Source organism: Pseudoalteromonas sp. CNAT2-18.1 (assembly GCF_022347865.1).
In the GTDB taxonomy this organism is placed as follows: domain Bacteria; phylum Pseudomonadota; class Gammaproteobacteria; order Enterobacterales; family Alteromonadaceae; genus Pseudoalteromonas; species Pseudoalteromonas ruthenica.
Genome location: NZ_JAKRFR010000005.1, coordinates 315474 through 332370 on the forward strand (window position 1 = coordinate 315474; position 16897 = coordinate 332370).

Annotated in this window: 22 protein-coding genes; 14 read left to right on the forward strand and 8 right to left on the reverse strand. The window is 47.0% G+C overall.

Features of this window, described 5'->3' with window-relative positions:
• Positions 1–8 precede the first annotated feature (8 nt).
• Together MHM94_RS13030 and MHM94_RS13035 are read left to right on the forward strand one after the other, a co-directional pair.
• Positions 9–1361: a DegQ family serine endoprotease gene (locus MHM94_RS13030; RefSeq protein ID WP_022945566.1), complete on the forward strand. Its 1353-nt coding sequence runs from the start codon at positions 9–11 to the stop codon at positions 1359–1361.
• Between the two features lie 104 nt (positions 1362–1465).
• Positions 1466–2548: a trypsin-like peptidase domain-containing protein gene (locus tag MHM94_RS13035; RefSeq protein WP_235419498.1), complete on the forward strand. Its 1083-nt coding sequence runs from the start codon at positions 1466–1468 to the stop codon at positions 2546–2548.
• 74 nt (positions 2549–2622) lie between these two features.
• Here the strand turns inward: MHM94_RS13035 and murA are convergent, their stop codons facing one another.
• Genes murA through MHM94_RS13070 form a run of 7 tightly spaced genes read right to left on the reverse strand, consistent with a single transcriptional unit; the run spans position 2623 to position 7273 of the window.
• Positions 2623–3882 (reverse strand): UDP-N-acetylglucosamine 1-carboxyvinyltransferase, encoded by a 1260-nt coding sequence (gene murA, locus MHM94_RS13040; protein WP_235419497.1) that lies wholly within the window; start codon positions 3880–3882, stop codon positions 2623–2625.
• Between the two features lie 12 nt (positions 3883–3894).
• Entirely contained in the window at positions 3895–4152 is a 258-nt protein-coding gene (locus MHM94_RS13045; RefSeq protein ID WP_026111196.1) for a BolA family protein, read from the reverse strand.
• A 5-nt stretch (positions 4153–4157) separates the two neighbouring features.
• Positions 4158–4448: an STAS domain-containing protein gene (locus MHM94_RS13050; RefSeq protein WP_022945562.1), complete on the reverse strand. Its 291-nt coding sequence runs from the start codon at positions 4446–4448 to the stop codon at positions 4158–4160.
• Entirely contained in the window at positions 4441–5118 is a 678-nt protein-coding gene (locus tag MHM94_RS13055) for an ABC transporter substrate-binding protein (protein ID WP_151173507.1), read from the reverse strand. Before MHM94_RS13055 ends, MHM94_RS13050 begins: the two co-directional genes overlap by 8 nt.
• A 5-nt stretch (positions 5119–5123) precedes the next feature.
• Positions 5124–5678, reverse strand: a complete 555-nt coding sequence (mlaD, locus tag MHM94_RS13060; protein ID WP_022945560.1) for an outer membrane lipid asymmetry maintenance protein MlaD — start codon at positions 5676–5678, stop codon at positions 5124–5126.
• 12 nt (positions 5679–5690) lie between these two features.
• Positions 5691–6470 carry a lipid asymmetry maintenance ABC transporter permease subunit MlaE gene (gene mlaE, locus MHM94_RS13065; protein WP_026111194.1) on the reverse strand — a complete coding sequence of 260 codons (780 nt, stop codon included), beginning with the start codon at positions 6468–6470 and terminating at the stop codon, positions 5691–5693.
• A gap of 8 nt (positions 6471–6478) precedes the next feature.
• Positions 6479–7273: an ATP-binding cassette domain-containing protein gene (locus MHM94_RS13070; protein WP_081604435.1), complete on the reverse strand. Its 795-nt coding sequence runs from the start codon at positions 7271–7273 to the stop codon at positions 6479–6481.
• Between the two features lie 204 nt (positions 7274–7477).
• Between MHM94_RS13070 and MHM94_RS13075 the strand changes: the two genes are divergently transcribed.
• The 12 genes from MHM94_RS13075 (at position 7478) to mgtE (ending at position 16709) form a co-directional block, all read left to right on the forward strand.
• Positions 7478–8449: a calcium/sodium antiporter gene (locus tag MHM94_RS13075; protein ID WP_235419496.1), complete on the forward strand. Its 972-nt coding sequence runs from the start codon at positions 7478–7480 to the stop codon at positions 8447–8449.
• Positions 8450–8458: 9 nt separating this feature from the next.
• Positions 8459–9427, forward strand: a complete 969-nt coding sequence (locus MHM94_RS13080) for a KpsF/GutQ family sugar-phosphate isomerase (protein WP_235419495.1) — start codon at positions 8459–8461, stop codon at positions 9425–9427.
• On the forward strand, positions 9427–9978 hold the full coding sequence (gene kdsC / locus MHM94_RS13085; protein ID WP_138587817.1) for a 3-deoxy-manno-octulosonate-8-phosphatase KdsC: 552 nt from the start codon (positions 9427–9429) through the stop codon (positions 9976–9978). The genes MHM94_RS13080 and kdsC overlap by 1 nt, the downstream gene beginning before the upstream one ends.
• Complete coding sequence (gene lptC, locus MHM94_RS13090; protein WP_022945554.1) at positions 9975–10529, forward strand: LPS export ABC transporter periplasmic protein LptC; 555 nt, start codon at positions 9975–9977, stop codon at positions 10527–10529. Before kdsC ends, lptC begins: the two co-directional genes overlap by 4 nt.
• Positions 10519–11043 (forward strand): lipopolysaccharide transport periplasmic protein LptA, encoded by a 525-nt coding sequence (lptA, locus tag MHM94_RS13095; RefSeq protein WP_022945553.1) that lies wholly within the window; start codon positions 10519–10521, stop codon positions 11041–11043. Before lptC ends, lptA begins: the two co-directional genes overlap by 11 nt.
• Entirely contained in the window at positions 11043–11768 is a 726-nt protein-coding gene (gene lptB / locus MHM94_RS13100) for an LPS export ABC transporter ATP-binding protein (RefSeq protein ID WP_022945552.1), read from the forward strand. Before lptA ends, lptB begins: the two co-directional genes overlap by 1 nt.
• Positions 11769–11792: 24 nt before the next feature.
• Positions 11793–13289 (forward strand): RNA polymerase factor sigma-54, encoded by a 1497-nt coding sequence (locus MHM94_RS13105; RefSeq protein WP_022945551.1) that lies wholly within the window; start codon positions 11793–11795, stop codon positions 13287–13289.
• A 25-nt stretch (positions 13290–13314) separates the two neighbouring features.
• Entirely contained in the window at positions 13315–13602 is a 288-nt protein-coding gene (gene hpf, locus MHM94_RS13110) for a ribosome hibernation promoting factor (protein ID WP_022945550.1), read from the forward strand.
• 1 nt (position 13603) lies between these two features.
• On the forward strand, positions 13604–14050 hold the full coding sequence (ptsN, locus tag MHM94_RS13115; protein ID WP_022945549.1) for a PTS IIA-like nitrogen regulatory protein PtsN: 447 nt from the start codon (positions 13604–13606) through the stop codon (positions 14048–14050).
• Positions 14051–14116: 66 nt separating this feature from the next.
• Positions 14117–14962 (forward strand): RNase adapter RapZ, encoded by an 846-nt coding sequence (rapZ, locus tag MHM94_RS13120; RefSeq protein ID WP_022945548.1) that lies wholly within the window; start codon positions 14117–14119, stop codon positions 14960–14962.
• Complete coding sequence (locus MHM94_RS13125; protein ID WP_053909878.1) at positions 14962–15234, forward strand: HPr family phosphocarrier protein; 273 nt, start codon at positions 14962–14964, stop codon at positions 15232–15234. Before rapZ ends, MHM94_RS13125 begins: the two co-directional genes overlap by 1 nt.
• Before the next feature lie 116 nt (positions 15235–15350).
• On the forward strand, positions 15351–16709 hold the full coding sequence (gene mgtE, locus MHM94_RS13130; protein WP_022945546.1) for a magnesium transporter: 1359 nt from the start codon (positions 15351–15353) through the stop codon (positions 16707–16709).
• On the opposite strand, the gene MHM94_RS13135 is transcribed toward mgtE, so the two are convergent.
• The gene (locus MHM94_RS13135; protein WP_022945545.1) at positions 16706–16864 is read right to left on the reverse strand and encodes a YqaE/Pmp3 family membrane protein; all 159 of its coding nucleotides are present in this window, start codon (positions 16862–16864) and stop codon (positions 16706–16708) included. The two genes, mgtE and MHM94_RS13135, sit on opposite strands and share 4 nt — an antisense overlap.
• Positions 16865–16897: the final 33 nt, after the last annotated feature.

Here is a 16897-nt window from a genome sequence, read left to right on the forward strand (position 1 = left end):
CCCAGACTATGAAAATGAAGTTATCAATCATCAGTGCCGCCATTTTATCGGCCACTTTACTTGCTCAACCTAGTATCTCTCATGCCAAGCTGCCCGTCGCGGTAGATGGACAGCAGTTACCTACGCTTGCACCTATGCTCGAGCGCGTCACTCCTGGCGTAGTGAGTATTCGTGTATCCGGCTCAAAAGAAGTGCGTCGCCGTGTCGACCCGTTTGACTTCTTCTTTGGGCGTCCTCAACCTCGTTCACAAAAGCGTCCATTTAGCGGCCTAGGCTCCGGTGTCATCATCGACGCCGATGAAGGTTATGTAGTGACGAATAACCATGTTATCGCCGATGCCGAGGAAATGGTGGTGACCTTAGAAGATGGTCGTGAATTCGAAGCGACGCTCGTCGGCGCTGATAAAGAATCAGATATCGCGCTGTTACAAGTCGATGGCGAAGACCTTACTGAAGTCAAACTCGCTGACTCTGACAAGCTCCGTGTTGGTGACTTTTCTGTCGCTATCGGTAACCCATTTGGTTTAAGCCACACGGTCACCTCAGGTATCGTCAGTGCCCTAGGGCGTAGTGGGCTTAATATCGAAGGCTATGAGGACTTTATTCAAACCGATGCGGCTATCAACCAAGGTAACTCAGGGGGAGCGCTAGTTAACCTCAAAGGTGAACTAATCGGTATTAACACTGCTATTTTAGGTGCTTCAGGTGGTAACGTTGGTATCGGCTTTGCCATCCCCTCTAATATGATGAAAAACTTAGTCGATCAGATTGTTGAGTACGGACAAGTGCGCCGTGGTTCATTGGGTGTTGCCGGGCGCACATTAGATGCAGGCTATGCCGAAGCCTTGGATCTCGATGTTAAACAAGGTGCAATGGTTGAGCGCGTCGTTGAAGACTCGGCTGCCGAGAAAGCAGGCATCAAAGCTGGCGATGTTATCATCAGCGTCAACGGTGACGACATTAAGAGCTTTGCTGAATTAGCCGGCAAAATTGCTACCCTAGGTGAGGGCAAGGAAGTGGAAATCGGTATTTTCCGTGATGATGAAGAAATCGAGTTAGACGTGACCTTAGCCGCAGCGGACAACGTTACAGAGGAAGCCGCCGAAATTCATCGCGCCTTAGCCGGTGCTGAGCTTGAGTCCGGCAAACGTAACGGTATCAAAGGGGTTATTATCAATTCGGTAGACCCCCGTTCCGTTGCTGCCCGACTAGGCTTGGAAGAGGGAGACATTATTACTCAGGTCAACCGTGAGCGGGTAGAAACCGTGCGTGAACTTGCTAATCTAATCAAAGATATTCAAGGTAATATTGTGCTGGTAGTACGCCGTGGCAATAGCACCTTCTTCGCGCCTATACAGTAACCCCTGTTGTGCTTTAACAACATTCAACAGCGGCGCCCTTGCCGCTGTTGTCGTTTATGTGCCATCATTGCCTAAGCTTATAAATAAATAATAATTATTATCTCGTGCTGAAAAAGATTAAGTTCGCCTTGCTGCCGCTATTAAGTGGTCTGGGTATCGCCTTTATTATTGTGCTCGCCACTCCGTCTTTGCGTGATGCTTTGCTCCCCATTCTCTCCGCCGATGGCTTTACTGGCTCCCATATGAGCTACGCCAAAGCGGTACGCCGCGCCGCGCCCGCAGTGGTCACAGTGTATTCTGAGCGCATCTCGACTCAGCCACGTTACATGCAAAGACAGAACACCGTATCTGAACTCGGCTCAGGCGTACTAATGAGTCCAGACGGCTACATTTTGACTAACTACCACGTCATTAATAATGCTGATTTAGTCGAGGTCATTCTTGCTGACGGACGCCGTTTTAGTGAGGTGCAGTTAGTAGGGTTCGATACCGTTACTGATTTGGCATTATTGAAAGTCGCGGGAGAGAATCTACCAGCTATCCCGGTTGATAATGATTTCAAACCTCAGGTTGGCGATGTGGTGCTAGCTATTGGTAACCCTCTTAACTTAGGGCAAACCATTACTCAGGGGATTATTAGTGCCACAGGAAAGCAACGAGTAACCGACAGCTCCCACAGTAGCTTGCTACAAATGGATGCCGCGATAAATGTCGGTAACTCAGGCGGTGCCTTAGTGAATTCTCATGGCGACTTGGTTGGCATTACCTCAGCACAGTTTAAAACCCGAGCGAACCTCGATATTCAAGGGATCTTCTTTGCTGTTCCCTACTCTCTCGCTAAGGATGTTATGGATAAGCTTATTCGCTATGGTCGGGTTGTGCGTGGCTACATGGGCATGGATGTAACCGCTGTCGATCAGCAAGGTCGAGAAGTCACTAATAACCATATGGCCATCGCCGGTATGCGTATTAATAAAATGGATCCACTCGGGCCGGCGTGGCGAGCTGGTATCAAAGAAGGCGATATTGTCGTCAGCATGGGCGGGTATTCGGTGAGTAATATCCAACAGACTCTAGAGCGCATTGCCAATACCGAACCAGGGACTGAACTTGAGGTGGAACTCTATCGTGATGGTGAGCCACACACCTTGACGGTCACCGTCGCTGAACTAGAAACCCGGTTATAATCGAACACACCCACATTACCATCTAAAAAGGCCGCTATCAGCGGCCTTTTTCTATTACCAAGTTAATAGCGAGACTACTCACTCACACGTTTAATATTGGCACCAAGCGCGCTGAGTTTGTCTTCAATATGCTCATAACCACGATCAACATGATAAATGCGGTCAACACGGGTTTCACCACTGGCAATGATTCCGGTTAAGATCAAACTTGCAGAGGCCCGCAAGTCGGTCGCCATAACCCGTGCGCCAGTCAATTTAGGACTGTCGCCACAGATTGCGGTATTCCCTTCGAGGCGAATATTGGCTCCCATGCGCTGAAGTTCAGGTACATGCATAAACCGGTTTTCAAAAATAGTCTCGGTAATTGTGGCGCTGCCATTAGCAACCACATTTAGCGCCGTAAACTGCGCTTGCATATCCGTAGGAAACCCTGGGTGAGGTGCGGTTTTAATATTCACAGCTTTGAGCTCACGACCACGCATATCTAAGTAGATGCTGTTGTTAGTCACTTCAACAAGCGCATTCGCCTCACGCAGTTTTTCAATAACTGGCTCAAGGCTATGATAGTCAGTGTTTTTGCATAACACATCACCTTTTGCCATGGCCGCTGCAACTAGGAATGTTCCGGTTTCTATACGATCCGGTAAAATCGCATGCTCACACCCTTGCAAGCGCTCTACGCCTTGCACTTCGATGCGACTGGTTCCTGCTCCGCTGATTTTAGCGCCCATGTTATTCAAGTACTTGGCTAAATCGCTAATCTCCGGCTCACGCGCCGCGTTTTCGAGTACCGTCTTACCTTGTGCTAAGGTTGCCGCCATCAACAGGTTTTCAGTTGCGCCCACACTGACGGTATCCATAAAAATTTCCGCACCTTGCAGCCGACCTTCGACATGGGCGTTAATGTACCCATTTTCAACCTCAATGGTTGCTCCCATACGGCGCATACCTTGAATATGAATATCCACAGGTCGTGCCCCAATGGCACAGCCACCGGGCAGAGAAACTTGAGCTTTACCAAAGCGCGCAAGTAAGGGGCCTAAGGCCAACACCGATGCGCGCATTTGTTTTACTAAGTCGTAAGGAGCAAGCACCTTATCGACAGAACCACCATCGATCAGTAATTGCTCGTCTTGCCAACGAACTCCTGCGCCTAATTCTTTCAACAGCGCTTCGGTGGTATTGATATCCCGCAGCTTAGGAACATTGCTAAACGTGCTTTGTGAATCAGCCAGCAGCGCTGCGAATAAAATTGGCAATGCTGCATTTTTAGCACCAGAAATGGTGAGCTCACCGCTGAGCGGTGTGCCGCCTTGAATAATAAAATGGTCCATGCTGATTCCTAATTACTGCGGAAGGATAAACTTACGTTCGCGTTGCCATTGCTCTGGCGTAAAAGCGCGAATAGAAACCGCATGAATGGTGCCGTCTGAGATTTTTTCCATCAGTGGTTTATAAACAAGCTGTTGCTTTTTCACTGGTGTGAGCCCATCGAAGCAGTCACCCACGGCAATTACTTGGTAATGGGTCCCTTCTACTTTTACGATTATCTCTTCAAGACCTAGCTCTTGTTTTAATAAAGCTTCTACTTGACTGCTTTGCATCACTCTCACTCAAAAATACTTTCGACCTGTCCCAACTGCATAAGTTTATGCAACTGCTCAGGTATATGGTTTAGTTGTAACTGGCGCCCTTGGCGTTGCAGTTGCGACGATGCCTGAATAAGCCACGCTAAGCCTGCAGTATCGACTCGCGTCACTTCGCTCAAATCGATTTCCACTTGCTCTTGGCCTTGCACAAGCTGCTCACTTAAGCGTTTATCGGCAACGCTGTAGCGAGTTAGCTCACCGGCAATGGCAAAGTGCTGTGGCTTTATTTGTTGCAGCGACAGCTTACTCATCGACACCATCACCTCGAAATTGCACAGGTAACTGGCTTTTCTTATCTAGTAAATCAATCACGTGCTCAATACCTTCTTGGCGCAAAATACCGTGTATTTCGCTTTGCTTGGCATCAAGCAAACTGATGCCTTCGGCGATCATGTCATAAGCACGCCATTGGTTGTCGTTATCCTTACGCACTTTGAAGCCAATATCAATGTCTGGTTTGCCTGGGTCCTTAATGGTTGTCTTTACCACAACCACATTCGCATCACCAACATCGCGAGGCGCGGCAAACTCAACCTTTTGGTTCGTGTACTGCGTAAACACCCCAGCATAGGTAGTTACCAGGTAGTTTTTGAAGACATCAATAAAGCGCTTTATATGGGCTATCGCCTGCTTCTTCTCTTCGGGGTCTTCGATACTGCGCGCTTTTTGAATATAGCTCGCGAGCATACGATAAGACGCATACTTATAATCGATATAGGGCAACAGCTCTTCTTCGACAATGACTTTTAGGTATTCTTTATCGGCTTGAATTTTCTGTTGATCGCGCTCAACACGTTTAAAGGTGTTATCAGCAACCTGACGCACCATTTTATAAGGTTCACTTAAATCCACCTCTTGTGCCTGTAAGCTAGAAGTGGCGGCCAAGAGTACGGCAGTTAAAACAATGAACAGCTTACGCATAATCATTACTCGCTACTTTGATTAAATAAAAACTGGCCGATAAGCTCTTCTAAAACCAAGGCTGATTTGGTGTCAGTGATCATATCGCCATCCTTGAGCGCTTTCGTTTGTACGCCAAATACGGCATCTATCGAAAGCTCATCCTCGCTTTGTGCCTGCGCCACTTCATTGCCTAAACAACTTTGCTGTGCCGAGTCACTCGCTATGACCGGGGAAATACCCAAATACTGCTCGCCGAGTATGCCCGAGGTTAATATCGATACCGATGTGGCATCGGAAAACTTACACTCATATTGGTTGTCGATGGCCATTTCAACCACAGGAACAAATTCACTGGGGTGCACTTGGATGCCCTCAACACGGCCAACCACAACGCCACCGACTTTAATCGGAGCGCGTGTTTTCAACGATCCTATATTTTCAAACTTAGCCTGCAATGAATAAGTGCCATTACTACCAGCTAATCCCGCATTAGCGACCTTTAAAGCCAGAATTGCCAGCGCCGCCACACCAAGAGTGACAAAGAAGCCGACTAAAATTTCAATTTTTCTCGAATTCATGGTGTTAATCCTTTAGCCGCCAAACATTACGGCGGTCAAAATAAAATCGAAGCCAAGAACGGCTAATGATGAATGCACAACGGTTTCTGTGGTCGCTTTACTGATCCCCTCAGAGGTCGGGATACAGTCATAGCCTTTGTATAGGGCTATCCAGGTTACCAACAAGGCGAAGACAAAGCTTTTAATCAAGCCGTTGAGAACGTCTTTTTCGAACGACACTTGCGCTTGCATAATAGACCAGAAGCTGCCTCTGTCTACGCCAAGCCAATCTACGCCTACTAAATGTGCGCCGATGATGGCAATAGCAGAGAAGATCAGCGCAAGCAGCGGCATACTAATCATGCCGGCCCAAAAGCGTGGTGAAATGACGCGCTTTAGCGGGTCTACAGCCATCATTTCTAAACTCGTTAACTGCTCGGTGGCTTTCATTAAACCAATTTCGGCGGTTAATGCGCTGCCAGCGCGACCCGCAAATAACAGCGCCGTCACTACCGGCCCTAATTCGCGTAATAGGCTCAAAGCAACCAGGGGTCCCAAGCTATCTTCAGCGCCGTAATCAACTAATACGGTATAACCTTGCAGAGCTAAGACCATGCCAATAAACAGCCCTGACACCAAAATAATAATCAGTGACTGAAAACCCACCATATACAGCTGTCGAATTAATAAGGGCGTGCCTTTGCGCACATTAGGAACACTAATTAAGGCACCCAGCAACATCTGTGTAGCGCGCCCCATCGACGCGAAACGGCTTAGACTTTTATGTCCAAGGCGTTGCCACAAATTAAGCAGCGACTGCATCATGACAACAACTCCTGTTCATAAGGCTCAGCATCAAAGTGGAAAGGCACTGGCCCATCAGACAGCCCTTGCAAAAATTGCTGCACTAAGGGCGATTCATGTTCACGCATTTGTGCCGGGCTGCCACTGCCAATCACCCCTTTGTCGGCGAGAATAATCACGTGGTCGGCGATACTCAACACCTCTTGCACATCGTGGGTAACAATCAAAGAAGACAACCCTAACACTTCGTTGAGTGATTTAATTAGCCGCACTAACACGCCCATTGAGATAGGGTCTTGTCCGGCGAAAGGCTCATCATACATGATAAACTCAGGGTCTAAGGCTATCGCGCGAGCCAAAGCAGCGCGGCGTGCCATCCCCCCGGACAACTCAGCAGGCATTAAATCTTTTGCGCCACGTAAGCCAACCGCTTGTAGTTTCATTAACACCACCAAGCGAATTAACTCCTCACTGAGTTCAGTGTGCTCTCTAAGAGGAAAGGCGATATTGTCATACACCGACATATCGGTAAACAGCGCACCACTTTGAAACAACATGCTCATTTTTGTTCGCGCTTGATAAAGCGCCGAACGTGACATGCTTGGAATGCTATTGCCTTGAAATAAAATATCGCCCGAATCGGGCTTTAATTGCCCACCAATCAGCCTGAGCAAAGTGGTTTTACCTATACCACTTGGGCCCATAACAGCAGTGATCTTCCCTTTCGGAATGGTAAAGTCCATATTTTGATAGATAACACGCTCTCCGCGCGAGAAGGTAACATCCTTGATTTCTACTATTGGTTGCGACAAGTCGCTCTCCCGCTCATTTCTATCATTAGACCTCGTATTTTAAAGTTTTTTTACGCTGAGGGAAAAAAGATTCTGTAAATTTTTGTAAGCCCGTTCAAATTCCTGCTCAGTGGAACACCTAAACACACGGTTTTCTTACACAAACACAGCCCAGTTTGTTACTATCTGCGCCAAGGTTTCACTTACATCAATGGCTCACTAATCATGCTCACCTCTTTCGCCATTCTAGTCGCTGGTTTTGTCGCCCTAGTATGGAGTGCGGATCGTTTTGTTTATGGCGCAGCTGCGCTGGCACGCAACTTAGGGGTGCCAGCCCTAATCATCGGTTTGACTGTGGTCGCAATGGGGTCGTCGGCACCAGAGATGATGGTATCAGCTTCTGCGGCACTGGCAGATAAAACCGATACCGCTGTCGGCAACGCTGTTGGTTCAAACATTACCAATATTCTCTTGGTGTTAGGTATTACTGCTTTGCTACGCCCACTTTCAGTGTCCTCCATTACACTAAAGCGCGAAATGCCCATTGTGCTCGTGGTGTCACTGATTGCATGGTATATGTTTACCGATAATTATTTCTCTCAGCTTGAGGGATGGCTATTGGCGGGCGGTTTTGTCACCTTTATCGTTTTTTTGATTGTTATTTCACGCAATCAAAAAAGTAATGATGACGATCCCTTGGTGAGTGAAGTCTGTGATGAAATACCCAGTGGGGTGAGCACCAAGTCCGCACTGATTTGGTTAATTATCGGGATGGCGATGCTACCCATCAGTTCGCATTTCATTGTCGACTCAGCAGTGGATATAGCCCAGTATTTTGGCCTTTCTGATTTAGTCATTGGGCTTACCATCATTGCCATTGGCACTAGTTTACCGGAACTTGCTGCTTGTGTGGCTGGGGTGCTGAAAAATGAAGACGACTTAGCACTGGGCAACATTGTCGGCTCGAATCTATTTAATATTCTCGCGGTCCTATCCATCGCCGGTATTTTAAATCCATCGGCTATCGACCCCTCTGCCGCTAACCGTGATGCATTAATTATGATTGCGGCAACGGTGGTACTTATTGCCATGAGTTTGAACTTTCGTGGCGCGCGGCGTATCAACAGAATCGAGGGCGGCTTTTTACTAGTCGCATTTTTTGCCTACCAAGGATATATTTTTAGTCAGTTAGCCTAGAGTAATAGTATGAGCCAAAGCTTTATTGCCACCGCACAACGGGTTTTAGAAATAGAACAAACCGCTTTGCAGGAGTTACATCAGTATTTAGACGCACAATTTATTCATGCGTGCGAGATGATCATGGCTTGTAGCGGCCGAGTCATCGTTATTGGCATGGGTAAATCAGGACATGTTGGTAATAAAATTGCCGCGACCCTAGCAAGTACCGGCACTCCAGCGTTTTTCGTACACCCAGGTGAGGCCAGCCATGGTGATTTAGGCATGATCACTGAAAATGACATCGTTATGCTCATTTCTAACTCTGGCGAAACGCACGAAATTGTGAGCATTATTCCGGTAATTAAACGTATTGGCGCGCCCATGATTGCCATGACCGGCAATCCTCAATCAAGTATGGCCACCTTAGCTGATGCTCATATTTGCATTAAAGTATCGCAAGAAGCCTGCCCACTGGGTTTAGCCCCCACCGCAAGCACGACAGCAACCTTGGCAATGGGCGATGCACTCGCTGTTGCTTTATTAGAAGCCAAAGGCTTTACCGCCGATGACTTTGCCCTCTCCCACCCCGGCGGTAGCTTAGGTAAACGTTTATTACTGACCTTGAATGATGTTATGCATAGCGGCGATGACGTGCCACGCAGTCACCAATCACAAAGCATTAAAGAAGCCTTGTTAGAAATCTCAAGCAAAGGCTTAGGAATGACCGCTGTTGTCGATGATAATGAGCGACTGGTAGGGTTATTTACCGATGGCGATTTACGCCGTGTATTGGAGCAGCGAGTGGATATTCACAACACCGCGCTGATTGAGGTAATGACTCCAAACTGCACCACAGCCGATGCTCATATGCTGGCGGCGGAAGCACTGAAAATTATGGAGCAAAAACGCATTAATGGACTCATTGTGACCGATCACGAGCAACGTCCCATTGGCGCGCTGAATACGCAAGACTTATTGCGCGCGGGGGTGATTTAGTGTTGTTTTCAGAATTATACCAAGCCATAGACGAAGACGCATGGCAACGTGCACAGCGCACTCGATTGTTAATTTGCGATATTGATGGCGTGTTTTCAGATGGCCGTATTTATTTAGGCAATCAAGGCGAGGAATTAAAGGCCTTTAATACCAAAGACGGGTTCGGCATTAAAGCGTTGCTCAATGCGGGTGTTGAAGTTGCTGTTATCACCGGGCGACAATCACAGATAGTACAAACGCGAATGCAAAGCCTGGGTGTCCCCCACATTTATCAAGGTAAAGAGAATAAGCTCGAAGCCTATGCACAGTTAAAGCGCACATTAAACCTAAGCGATGAGCAAATAGCCTACATTGGTGATGATGGCCCTGATTTACCGGTGATGGAGCAAGTCGGGTTCGCCGTAGCGGTTAACGACGCTCACCCACTGGTTAAGCGAATAGCCCATTACAGTACCTTGCTACCAGGGGGTTTTGGTGCTGTGCGTGAGCTCACAGATTTGCTGATGCTGGCCCAAGGACACAGCCTGGGAACACAGGGAAGTAGCACATGAACGCAGCGAGAGCGCTCATATCACTGCTATTTATCGTCGCGATGGCGTGGCTTTGGTACCCTTATTTTATGAAGTCGACAGATGATGGTGTCGCTCAGCAAGACCATATTGCCACACCCGACTATATCGCAACTGGGCTGAGTCAGACTAGTTATAACGATCAGGGTGAGTTAAGCCACACCGTTTATGCTGAGGAAATGGAGCTGTATCAAGAGCTCGGGTTTACGCATTTCACCAAGCCGGTATTTACCTTATATGGTGAAACAGAAAATTGGCAGGTAAACGCCGATGAAGCGACTTTATACAACAACAACATTTTGATCTTGGAAAATAACGTCACCGCCACCAACTTAAAAGAAGGGGCGATGATTGAGAAGGTCAGCGCTGAGGCCATTCAAGTTGATATAGATAGCCAGCGCATGGAGTCCGAGCAGGCTGTAGTATTAAGTGGCCCGAATATGAAGATCACCGGGCAAGGCTTGAAAGCAGACCTCAATACAGAGATAGTTGAATTAACAGAACATACGCGAACAATATATTATGACCAATAAAATCAGTGCATTAATTACATCCATCGCAATTGGCTTATGCTCTGCCAGCGCTACTGCTGAGCAAATCACCGCCAAGGAAGTGTTAATTGATGCCGACAAACAACAAGCACTGATCAAAGAAAATATCACTATTTTTGATAAGAACGTGCATATTGTTCACGGCAAACGGGAAATAAAAGCTGACCGCCTTGAGGCTCACCGTCGTCCAGAATTGGGTGATAACAAGCAATTGCTCGTAGCCACCGGCTCACCAGCTGTGTACACCGAAGTGATGGAAGATGGCACTGAGATTTCTGCACAGGCGCTGGAAATTCGTTATGACGTCGCCTCTGAGACCCTAAAAATTCAAGGTGATGCTAAGATTGCCATGGCCGACCAGCATATCGTTGCCGAAACTATAAGCTATGATATTGCCAAACAGCTGATCACCGCCGAAAAGGATGAAAACTCCAGCACACGAGTGCGCACAACATTAACACCACAAAGTGACGATACGCCGGAGAAAGAGCAATAATGGCGACTCTTAAAGCACAAAAATTAGCGAAAAGCTATAAAGGCCGGGAGGTCGTCAAAAGTGTGGGCTTAGAAGTGCAAGCAGGTAGTATCGTCGGCTTGCTCGGCCCTAATGGAGCCGGTAAGACAACTACTTTTTACATGATAGTTGGCTTGGTACCCAGTGATAAAGGCACCATCAGTATTGATGATGAGGATATCACTTTGATGCCGATGCACTCTCGTGCGCGCTTAGGTATTGGTTATTTACCGCAAGAATCATCTATTTTTCGAAAGCTGACAGTTTTTCAAAATTTGATGGCCATTCTAGAAACCCGCAAGGGCTTAAGCAAAGCAGAGCGTGAAAGCGAGCTTGAGGGCCTACTTGATGAGTTTAATATACAGCACATTCGAGACTCACAAGGAATGGCGTTATCTGGTGGCGAACGTCGCCGGGTAGAAATAGCGCGAGCATTGGCGGCAAACCCCAAGTTTATCTTGTTGGATGAACCTTTTGCTGGTGTCGACCCTATTTCAGTGTTAGATATAAAGAAAATCATAGAGCATCTGCGCAATCGTGGCATTGGTGTATTAATCACCGACCACAACGTGCGAGAGACCCTAGACGTATGTGAAACCGCATACATTGTTTCCCATGGCGAGCTCATTGCTTCTGGCACTCCAGAGCAAGTTCTTGCCGATCAAACGGTTCGCGACGTCTATTTGGGTGAGCAGTTTAGATTATAACGATTAAAGGATTGTTAGAGATACATGAGGCAATCATTACAGCTGCGCCTAGGCCAGCAATTAACAATGACCCCACAATTGCAGCAAGCGATTCGCCTGTTGCAGCTCAGTACTTTGGATCTCCAACAAGAAATTCAAGAGGCGTTGGACGCCAACCCATTACTTGAAGTTGAAGAAGACAATTACGCCGACAATAACGACAACCAAGAGCAAAAAGAGTCGACGTCCGACAACCAAAATAACGATACCGCCGAGACGGCCAGCGCCAGTAAGGATGAAGTTGAAAGTGCTGATGCCATGAACAACGAGTCCATCAGTGAAGACTTGCCCATGGATGTGTCTTGGGATGAGTATATTAGTGCGGCTCCCGTTGCCTCCTCTGGGCCTATGCCAGAAGATGAGTCTATCTACCAAGGCGAAACCACCGAGTCGTTACATGATTATTTAATGTGGCAGCTGCAATTAACACCTTTTAGTGCCACCGACGAGGCCATCGCCACAGCTATCATTGAAGCCATCAATGACAACGGCATTTTAACGGTCAGTTGTGAAGATCTGCTGGAAAGCTTGAATCATGATGAACAAGACGATGGTATCGAGCTCGATGAAATTGAAGCCGTTCTTAAGCGTATCCAACTCTTTGATCCAGTAGGAATTGGTGCGCGTTCTTTACAAGAGTGCTTGTTGATCCAGCTCAAGCAATTTGACCCACAAACCCCTTGGCTTGAAGAGACCAAAGAGGTAGTTTGTAACTATATTGATTTGCTTGGTAGTCGCGACTATCGCACCTTGATGAAAAAGACTAAGCTTAAAGAAGCGCAGTTAAAAGAGGTGATGACACTGATACACAGTTTAAATCCGACTCCTGCAGCCACGATTGTGCGAGAGCAGTCAGAGTATGTGATTCCAGACGTATCGGTGAAGAAAGTTAAAGGCCGCTGGGTGGTTGAATTAAACCCAGATAGTATGCCTAAGATCCGCGTTAACGATCACTATGCATCAATGTCGCGAAGCTGTAAGTCGCAAAGTGATAGTCAATTTATTCGCTCGCATTTACAAGAAGCGAAATGGTTTATAAAGAGCTTGGAACAACGCAATGATACGCTACTTAAAGTAACTAATTGCATTGTTCAACAACAACAGGCATTCTTTGAACATGGTGAAGAGGCAATGAAGCCAATGGTGCTTAATGACGTTGCCGAAATGGTGGAAATGCATGAGTCAACGATTTCCCGTGTGACCACCCAAAAGTATATGCATACACCACGGGGTATTTTTGAGCTGAAGTACTTTTTCTCCAGCCATGTTACAACCGAAAACGGAGGTGAATGCTCGTCCACAGCGATTCGAGCATTGATCAAAAAGCTAGTAGCTGCGGAGAATCCTGCTAAACCGTTGAGTGATAGCAAGATTGCCGACGTACTAGCCGAGCAAGGAATTAAAGTGGCTCGGCGCACGATTGCTAAATATCGTGAATCGCTAGCCATTCCACCGTCAAATCAGCGTAAAAGTTTGATATAGACGTTAGACAAGAAGGAAAATGCTTATGCAATTAAATCTTACCGGTCGTCACGTAGAAATCACTGATTCTCTTCGCAACTATGTGAATAGCAAATTTGCAAAATTAGAGCGTCACTTTGACCATATAAATAATGTGCATGTCATTCTTGATATTGAAAAACTAACACAAAAAGCAGAAGCTACTCTTCACGTTAACGGTGGTGAACTGTTCGCAACCGCAGAGCACCAGGATATGTATGCGGCGATCGACGGCTTAATTGATAAGCTCGACCGTCAAGTGATTAAACATAAAGAGAAATTATCTCGTCACTAACATGAACCTAGATTCACTCTTTACCAAGGACTGCAGCAAAGCTGCGGTCCTTTTTAATAGCAAAAAAAGAATGCTGGAGTACCTCTCTCAGGTGGCTCATCAGCACAGTCCTCACCTCAGCGAGCAATCGGTACTTGATGCTTTGCTAACCCGCGAAAAGCTGGGCAGTACTGGCATCGGCAAAGGCGTTGCTATTCCACATGGCCGTCTCGATGGTATCGACAGTACGATTGCCATTGTTGTAACCAATCGCGAAGCCATTAACTTTGATGCCATTGATAACCGTCCAGTGGATATCTTTGTCGCACTTTTAGTGCCGGCTAATGAGACTGAACAACACCTGAAGACCTTAGCGACAATTGCTGATAAACTAAAAGACAAACAACTGTGTAAACAACTGCGCTCGGCGAGCAGCGATCAAGAGCTTTATCAATTGATCGCCGACTAATGCGCGCCGTATTGGTTCATGGTGTGGTTTAAATGTGCGTCTTGGGGTAAAACAAGGAGTTGTCGGATGGAACTTATCATTGTCAGTGGTCGCTCGGGTTCTGGAAAATCAGTCGCGTTACGGGTGCTCGAAGACCTTGGATACTATTGCGTAGATAACATCCCAGTTATTTTACTCCCCTCCTTGGTGCGCAGTGTTTCAGCAAATTATGACAAAATTGCCGTCAGTATCGACGTGCGCAATTTGCCCAAAGAACAGCATGAATTTAACGACATTCTCGCTTACCTGCCTGAGTTTGCTAAGCCTTCGCTGTTTTACCTTGATAGTGACGAACAAACGTTGATAAAGCGTTTCTCTGAAACTCGTCGACTACACCCCTTATCCATGCAAAATATGACGTTGGATGTCGCTATTCGTGAAGAGAAGCAGCTTCTTGATGTACTCATCTCCCACGCCGACTTTATTATTGATACAACTGAGCTCAGTGTTCACCAGTTGGCGGAGATGATCCGTGAAAAAGTGCTGGGTAAAAAAGACAAGCAATTACTGATCACTTTTGAGTCTTTTGGGTTTAAACATGGCATTCCAAAAAATGCTGATTATGTGTTTGATGTGCGGTTTCTCCCCAATCCCCATTGGGAACCTGAACTAAAGGCGCTCACAGGGTTAGACCAACCCGTTCAAGATTATCTAGCCAGTCACTCAATCGTGCAAAAGTTCACTTGGCAGATCCAAACTTTTGTTCAAACTTGGTTACCCCACCTAGAGCGTAATAACCGTAGTTATTTAACCATTGCTATTGGCTGCACTGGGGGTCAACACCGCTCAGTGTACCTTGCCCAAACTTTGGGAGAGCGCTTTTTAGATACTTATCCGAACGTGAAAATTCGCCATCGAGAGCAGGAAAAATAGTGATGGTTGAAGGTACTTTTATTATTCAAAACAAGTTAGGCCTACATGCTCGTGCAGCCTCACAATTGGCGCAACTGGCGATGAATTTTGATGCCGAAATAATGTTATATCAAGGTGATAAGAGCGCACAGGCCGACAGTGTCTTGGCTTTACTGCTCCTTGAGAGCGGCAAAGGTAAGGAAGTGCGCGTGCAGTGTGAAGGCCCTGATGCCGACGCCGCGTTGGCAGCTATCGGGGCGCTCATTGCAGAAAAGTTCCACGAACAAGAATAACCCTTAGGCATTTACTTTTGCTATCATTGATTTAGTTAGGTTAAACTAATCAACGGCTTGTAAGCGCTTGCTTGCACGCTATTTCCCACCCCATTTTTTGTATTTAAGGGATGCCTATGCCAGAAGCCTATGAACAAGATTACCCGCTGCAACAACTTCAAGAAGTCACCGAAGCTCTTAATAGCGGCCAGTTTGTTCATGTACGCAGGCTTCTCGCCAAAACTGCGCCCTGTGATACCGCATTATTATTAGAATCATCGCCCCATAAGACACGTTCTAAACTATGGGCGCTCGTCGACCCTGATGTCCAAGGCGATGTACTTGAAGAGCTCTCTGAAGATGTACGCCTGAGCATTATCTCACGCATGGAGCCTGAGCATATCGCCGCAGCGACAGAGGACATGGACGATGATGACTTAGGGGAAGTATTACGAAGCTTACCAGAGCCCGTTTATAAAGACGTTATTGAGGCAATGGATATCCAAGATAGAGACCGTGCAACTACGGCTCTGTCTTACCAGGAGCGCTCAGCTGGGGCGCTGATGAATACCGATACAGTGACTATCCGTCCCGATGTCTCTGTTGATGTGGTGCTGCGCTACTTACGCCTCAAAGGCGAGTTACCTGAAGGCACCGATGAGCTCTACGTAGTCGATAAAAATAACTGCTTTTTAGGCTCAATGCCATTGAGCTCTTTGCTAACCACCATGCCAGATGCCATCGTGCGCGACATCATGGATGAAGAGTGTGAATCTATTCCAATCACCATGGATGAGTCTGAAGTGGCGCAGCTGTTCGAGCGCCACAACTGGATTTCGGCCCCTGTGGTCGACGATCAGGCGCACTTACTTGGGCGTATTACCATTGATGATATCGTCGATGTTATCCGTGAAGACGCTGAACACAGTTTACTGAGCTTAGCCGGTCTAGATGATGAAGAAGATACCTTTGCACCGGTATTTAAAAGTACTCAGCGGCGCTCCGTTTGGCTTGGAGTAAATTTATTGACCGCGATGCTGGCCGCATTTGTGGCGAGCTTTTTCGAAACCACCTTGGGTATCTTGCCATTTTTAGCCGTGCTCAATGGTATTGTGCCATCAATGGGGGGCGTGGCCGGCTCGCAAACGCTGACCTTGGTTATTCGAGGCCTCGCACTTGGCCATATTAACGCCACCAACCAGAAATTTATACTGACCAAAGAGCTCGCCATCGGGGCCTTGAATGGGGTGCTGTGGGCTTTGCTTATCGGTAGCGCCATCGCGCTTTGGAAATGGGATTTAACAATTGGTTTAGTGATCGCCTTTGCGATGTTTATGAATCTCCTCGCTGCGGGTATTGCTGGTGCGGTTATTCCCTTAATTCTGAAGAGAATGAATATCGACCCGGCGCTCGCCGGTAATGTAGTGCTGACCACAGTTACCGACATCGTAGGTATCTTCGCATTCCTTGGAACCGCGACTTGGTTCCTTATTTAACGCCGTCCAATAATGTAGATAGCGTGAATAAGGCCAGGGAAGTAGCCTAGTAAGGTTAGTAAAATATTAAGCCAAAAGTGCATCCCTAAACCCACCTGCAAAAATACACCTAGTGGGGGAATAAGAATTGAGAAAATGATTCTAATAATGTCCATGATTGCTCCGCTAATTAAGCCTGCTTGTAGATA

Coding starts and splice junctions, on each gene's coding strand:
- MHM94_RS13030 (WP_022945566.1), top strand. CDS start 9: ATGAAAATGAAGTTATCAATCATCAGTGCCGCCATTTTATCGGCCACT.
- murA (WP_235419497.1), bottom strand. CDS start 3,882: ATGGACCATTTTATTATTCAAGGCGGCACACCGCTCAGCGGTGAGCTC.
- MHM94_RS13045 (WP_026111196.1), bottom strand. CDS start 4,152: ATGCAAAGCAGTCAAGTAGAAGCTTTATTAAAACAAGAGCTAGGTCTT.
- MHM94_RS13050 (WP_022945562.1), bottom strand. CDS start 4,448: ATGAGTAAGCTGTCGCTGCAACAAATAAAGCCACAGCACTTTGCCATT.
- MHM94_RS13055 (WP_151173507.1), bottom strand. CDS start 5,118: ATGCGTAAGCTGTTCATTGTTTTAACTGCCGTACTCTTGGCCGCCACT.
- mlaD (WP_022945560.1), bottom strand. CDS start 5,678: ATGAATTCGAGAAAAATTGAAATTTTAGTCGGCTTCTTTGTCACTCTT.
- MHM94_RS13075 (WP_235419496.1), top strand. CDS start 7,478: ATGCTCACCTCTTTCGCCATTCTAGTCGCTGGTTTTGTCGCCCTAGTA.
- MHM94_RS13080 (WP_235419495.1), top strand. CDS start 8,459: ATGAGCCAAAGCTTTATTGCCACCGCACAACGGGTTTTAGAAATAGAA.
- lptC (WP_022945554.1), top strand. CDS start 9,975: ATGAACGCAGCGAGAGCGCTCATATCACTGCTATTTATCGTCGCGATG.
- lptA (WP_022945553.1), top strand. CDS start 10,519: ATGACCAATAAAATCAGTGCATTAATTACATCCATCGCAATTGGCTTA.
- lptB (WP_022945552.1), top strand. CDS start 11,043: ATGGCGACTCTTAAAGCACAAAAATTAGCGAAAAGCTATAAAGGCCGG.
- MHM94_RS13105 (WP_022945551.1), top strand. CDS start 11,793: ATGAGGCAATCATTACAGCTGCGCCTAGGCCAGCAATTAACAATGACC.
- hpf (WP_022945550.1), top strand. CDS start 13,315: ATGCAATTAAATCTTACCGGTCGTCACGTAGAAATCACTGATTCTCTT.
- ptsN (WP_022945549.1), top strand. CDS start 13,604: ATGAACCTAGATTCACTCTTTACCAAGGACTGCAGCAAAGCTGCGGTC.
- rapZ (WP_022945548.1), top strand. CDS start 14,117: ATGGAACTTATCATTGTCAGTGGTCGCTCGGGTTCTGGAAAATCAGTC.
- mgtE (WP_022945546.1), top strand. CDS start 15,351: ATGCCAGAAGCCTATGAACAAGATTACCCGCTGCAACAACTTCAAGAA.
- MHM94_RS13135 (WP_022945545.1), bottom strand. CDS start 16,864: ATGGACATTATTAGAATCATTTTCTCAATTCTTATTCCCCCACTAGGT.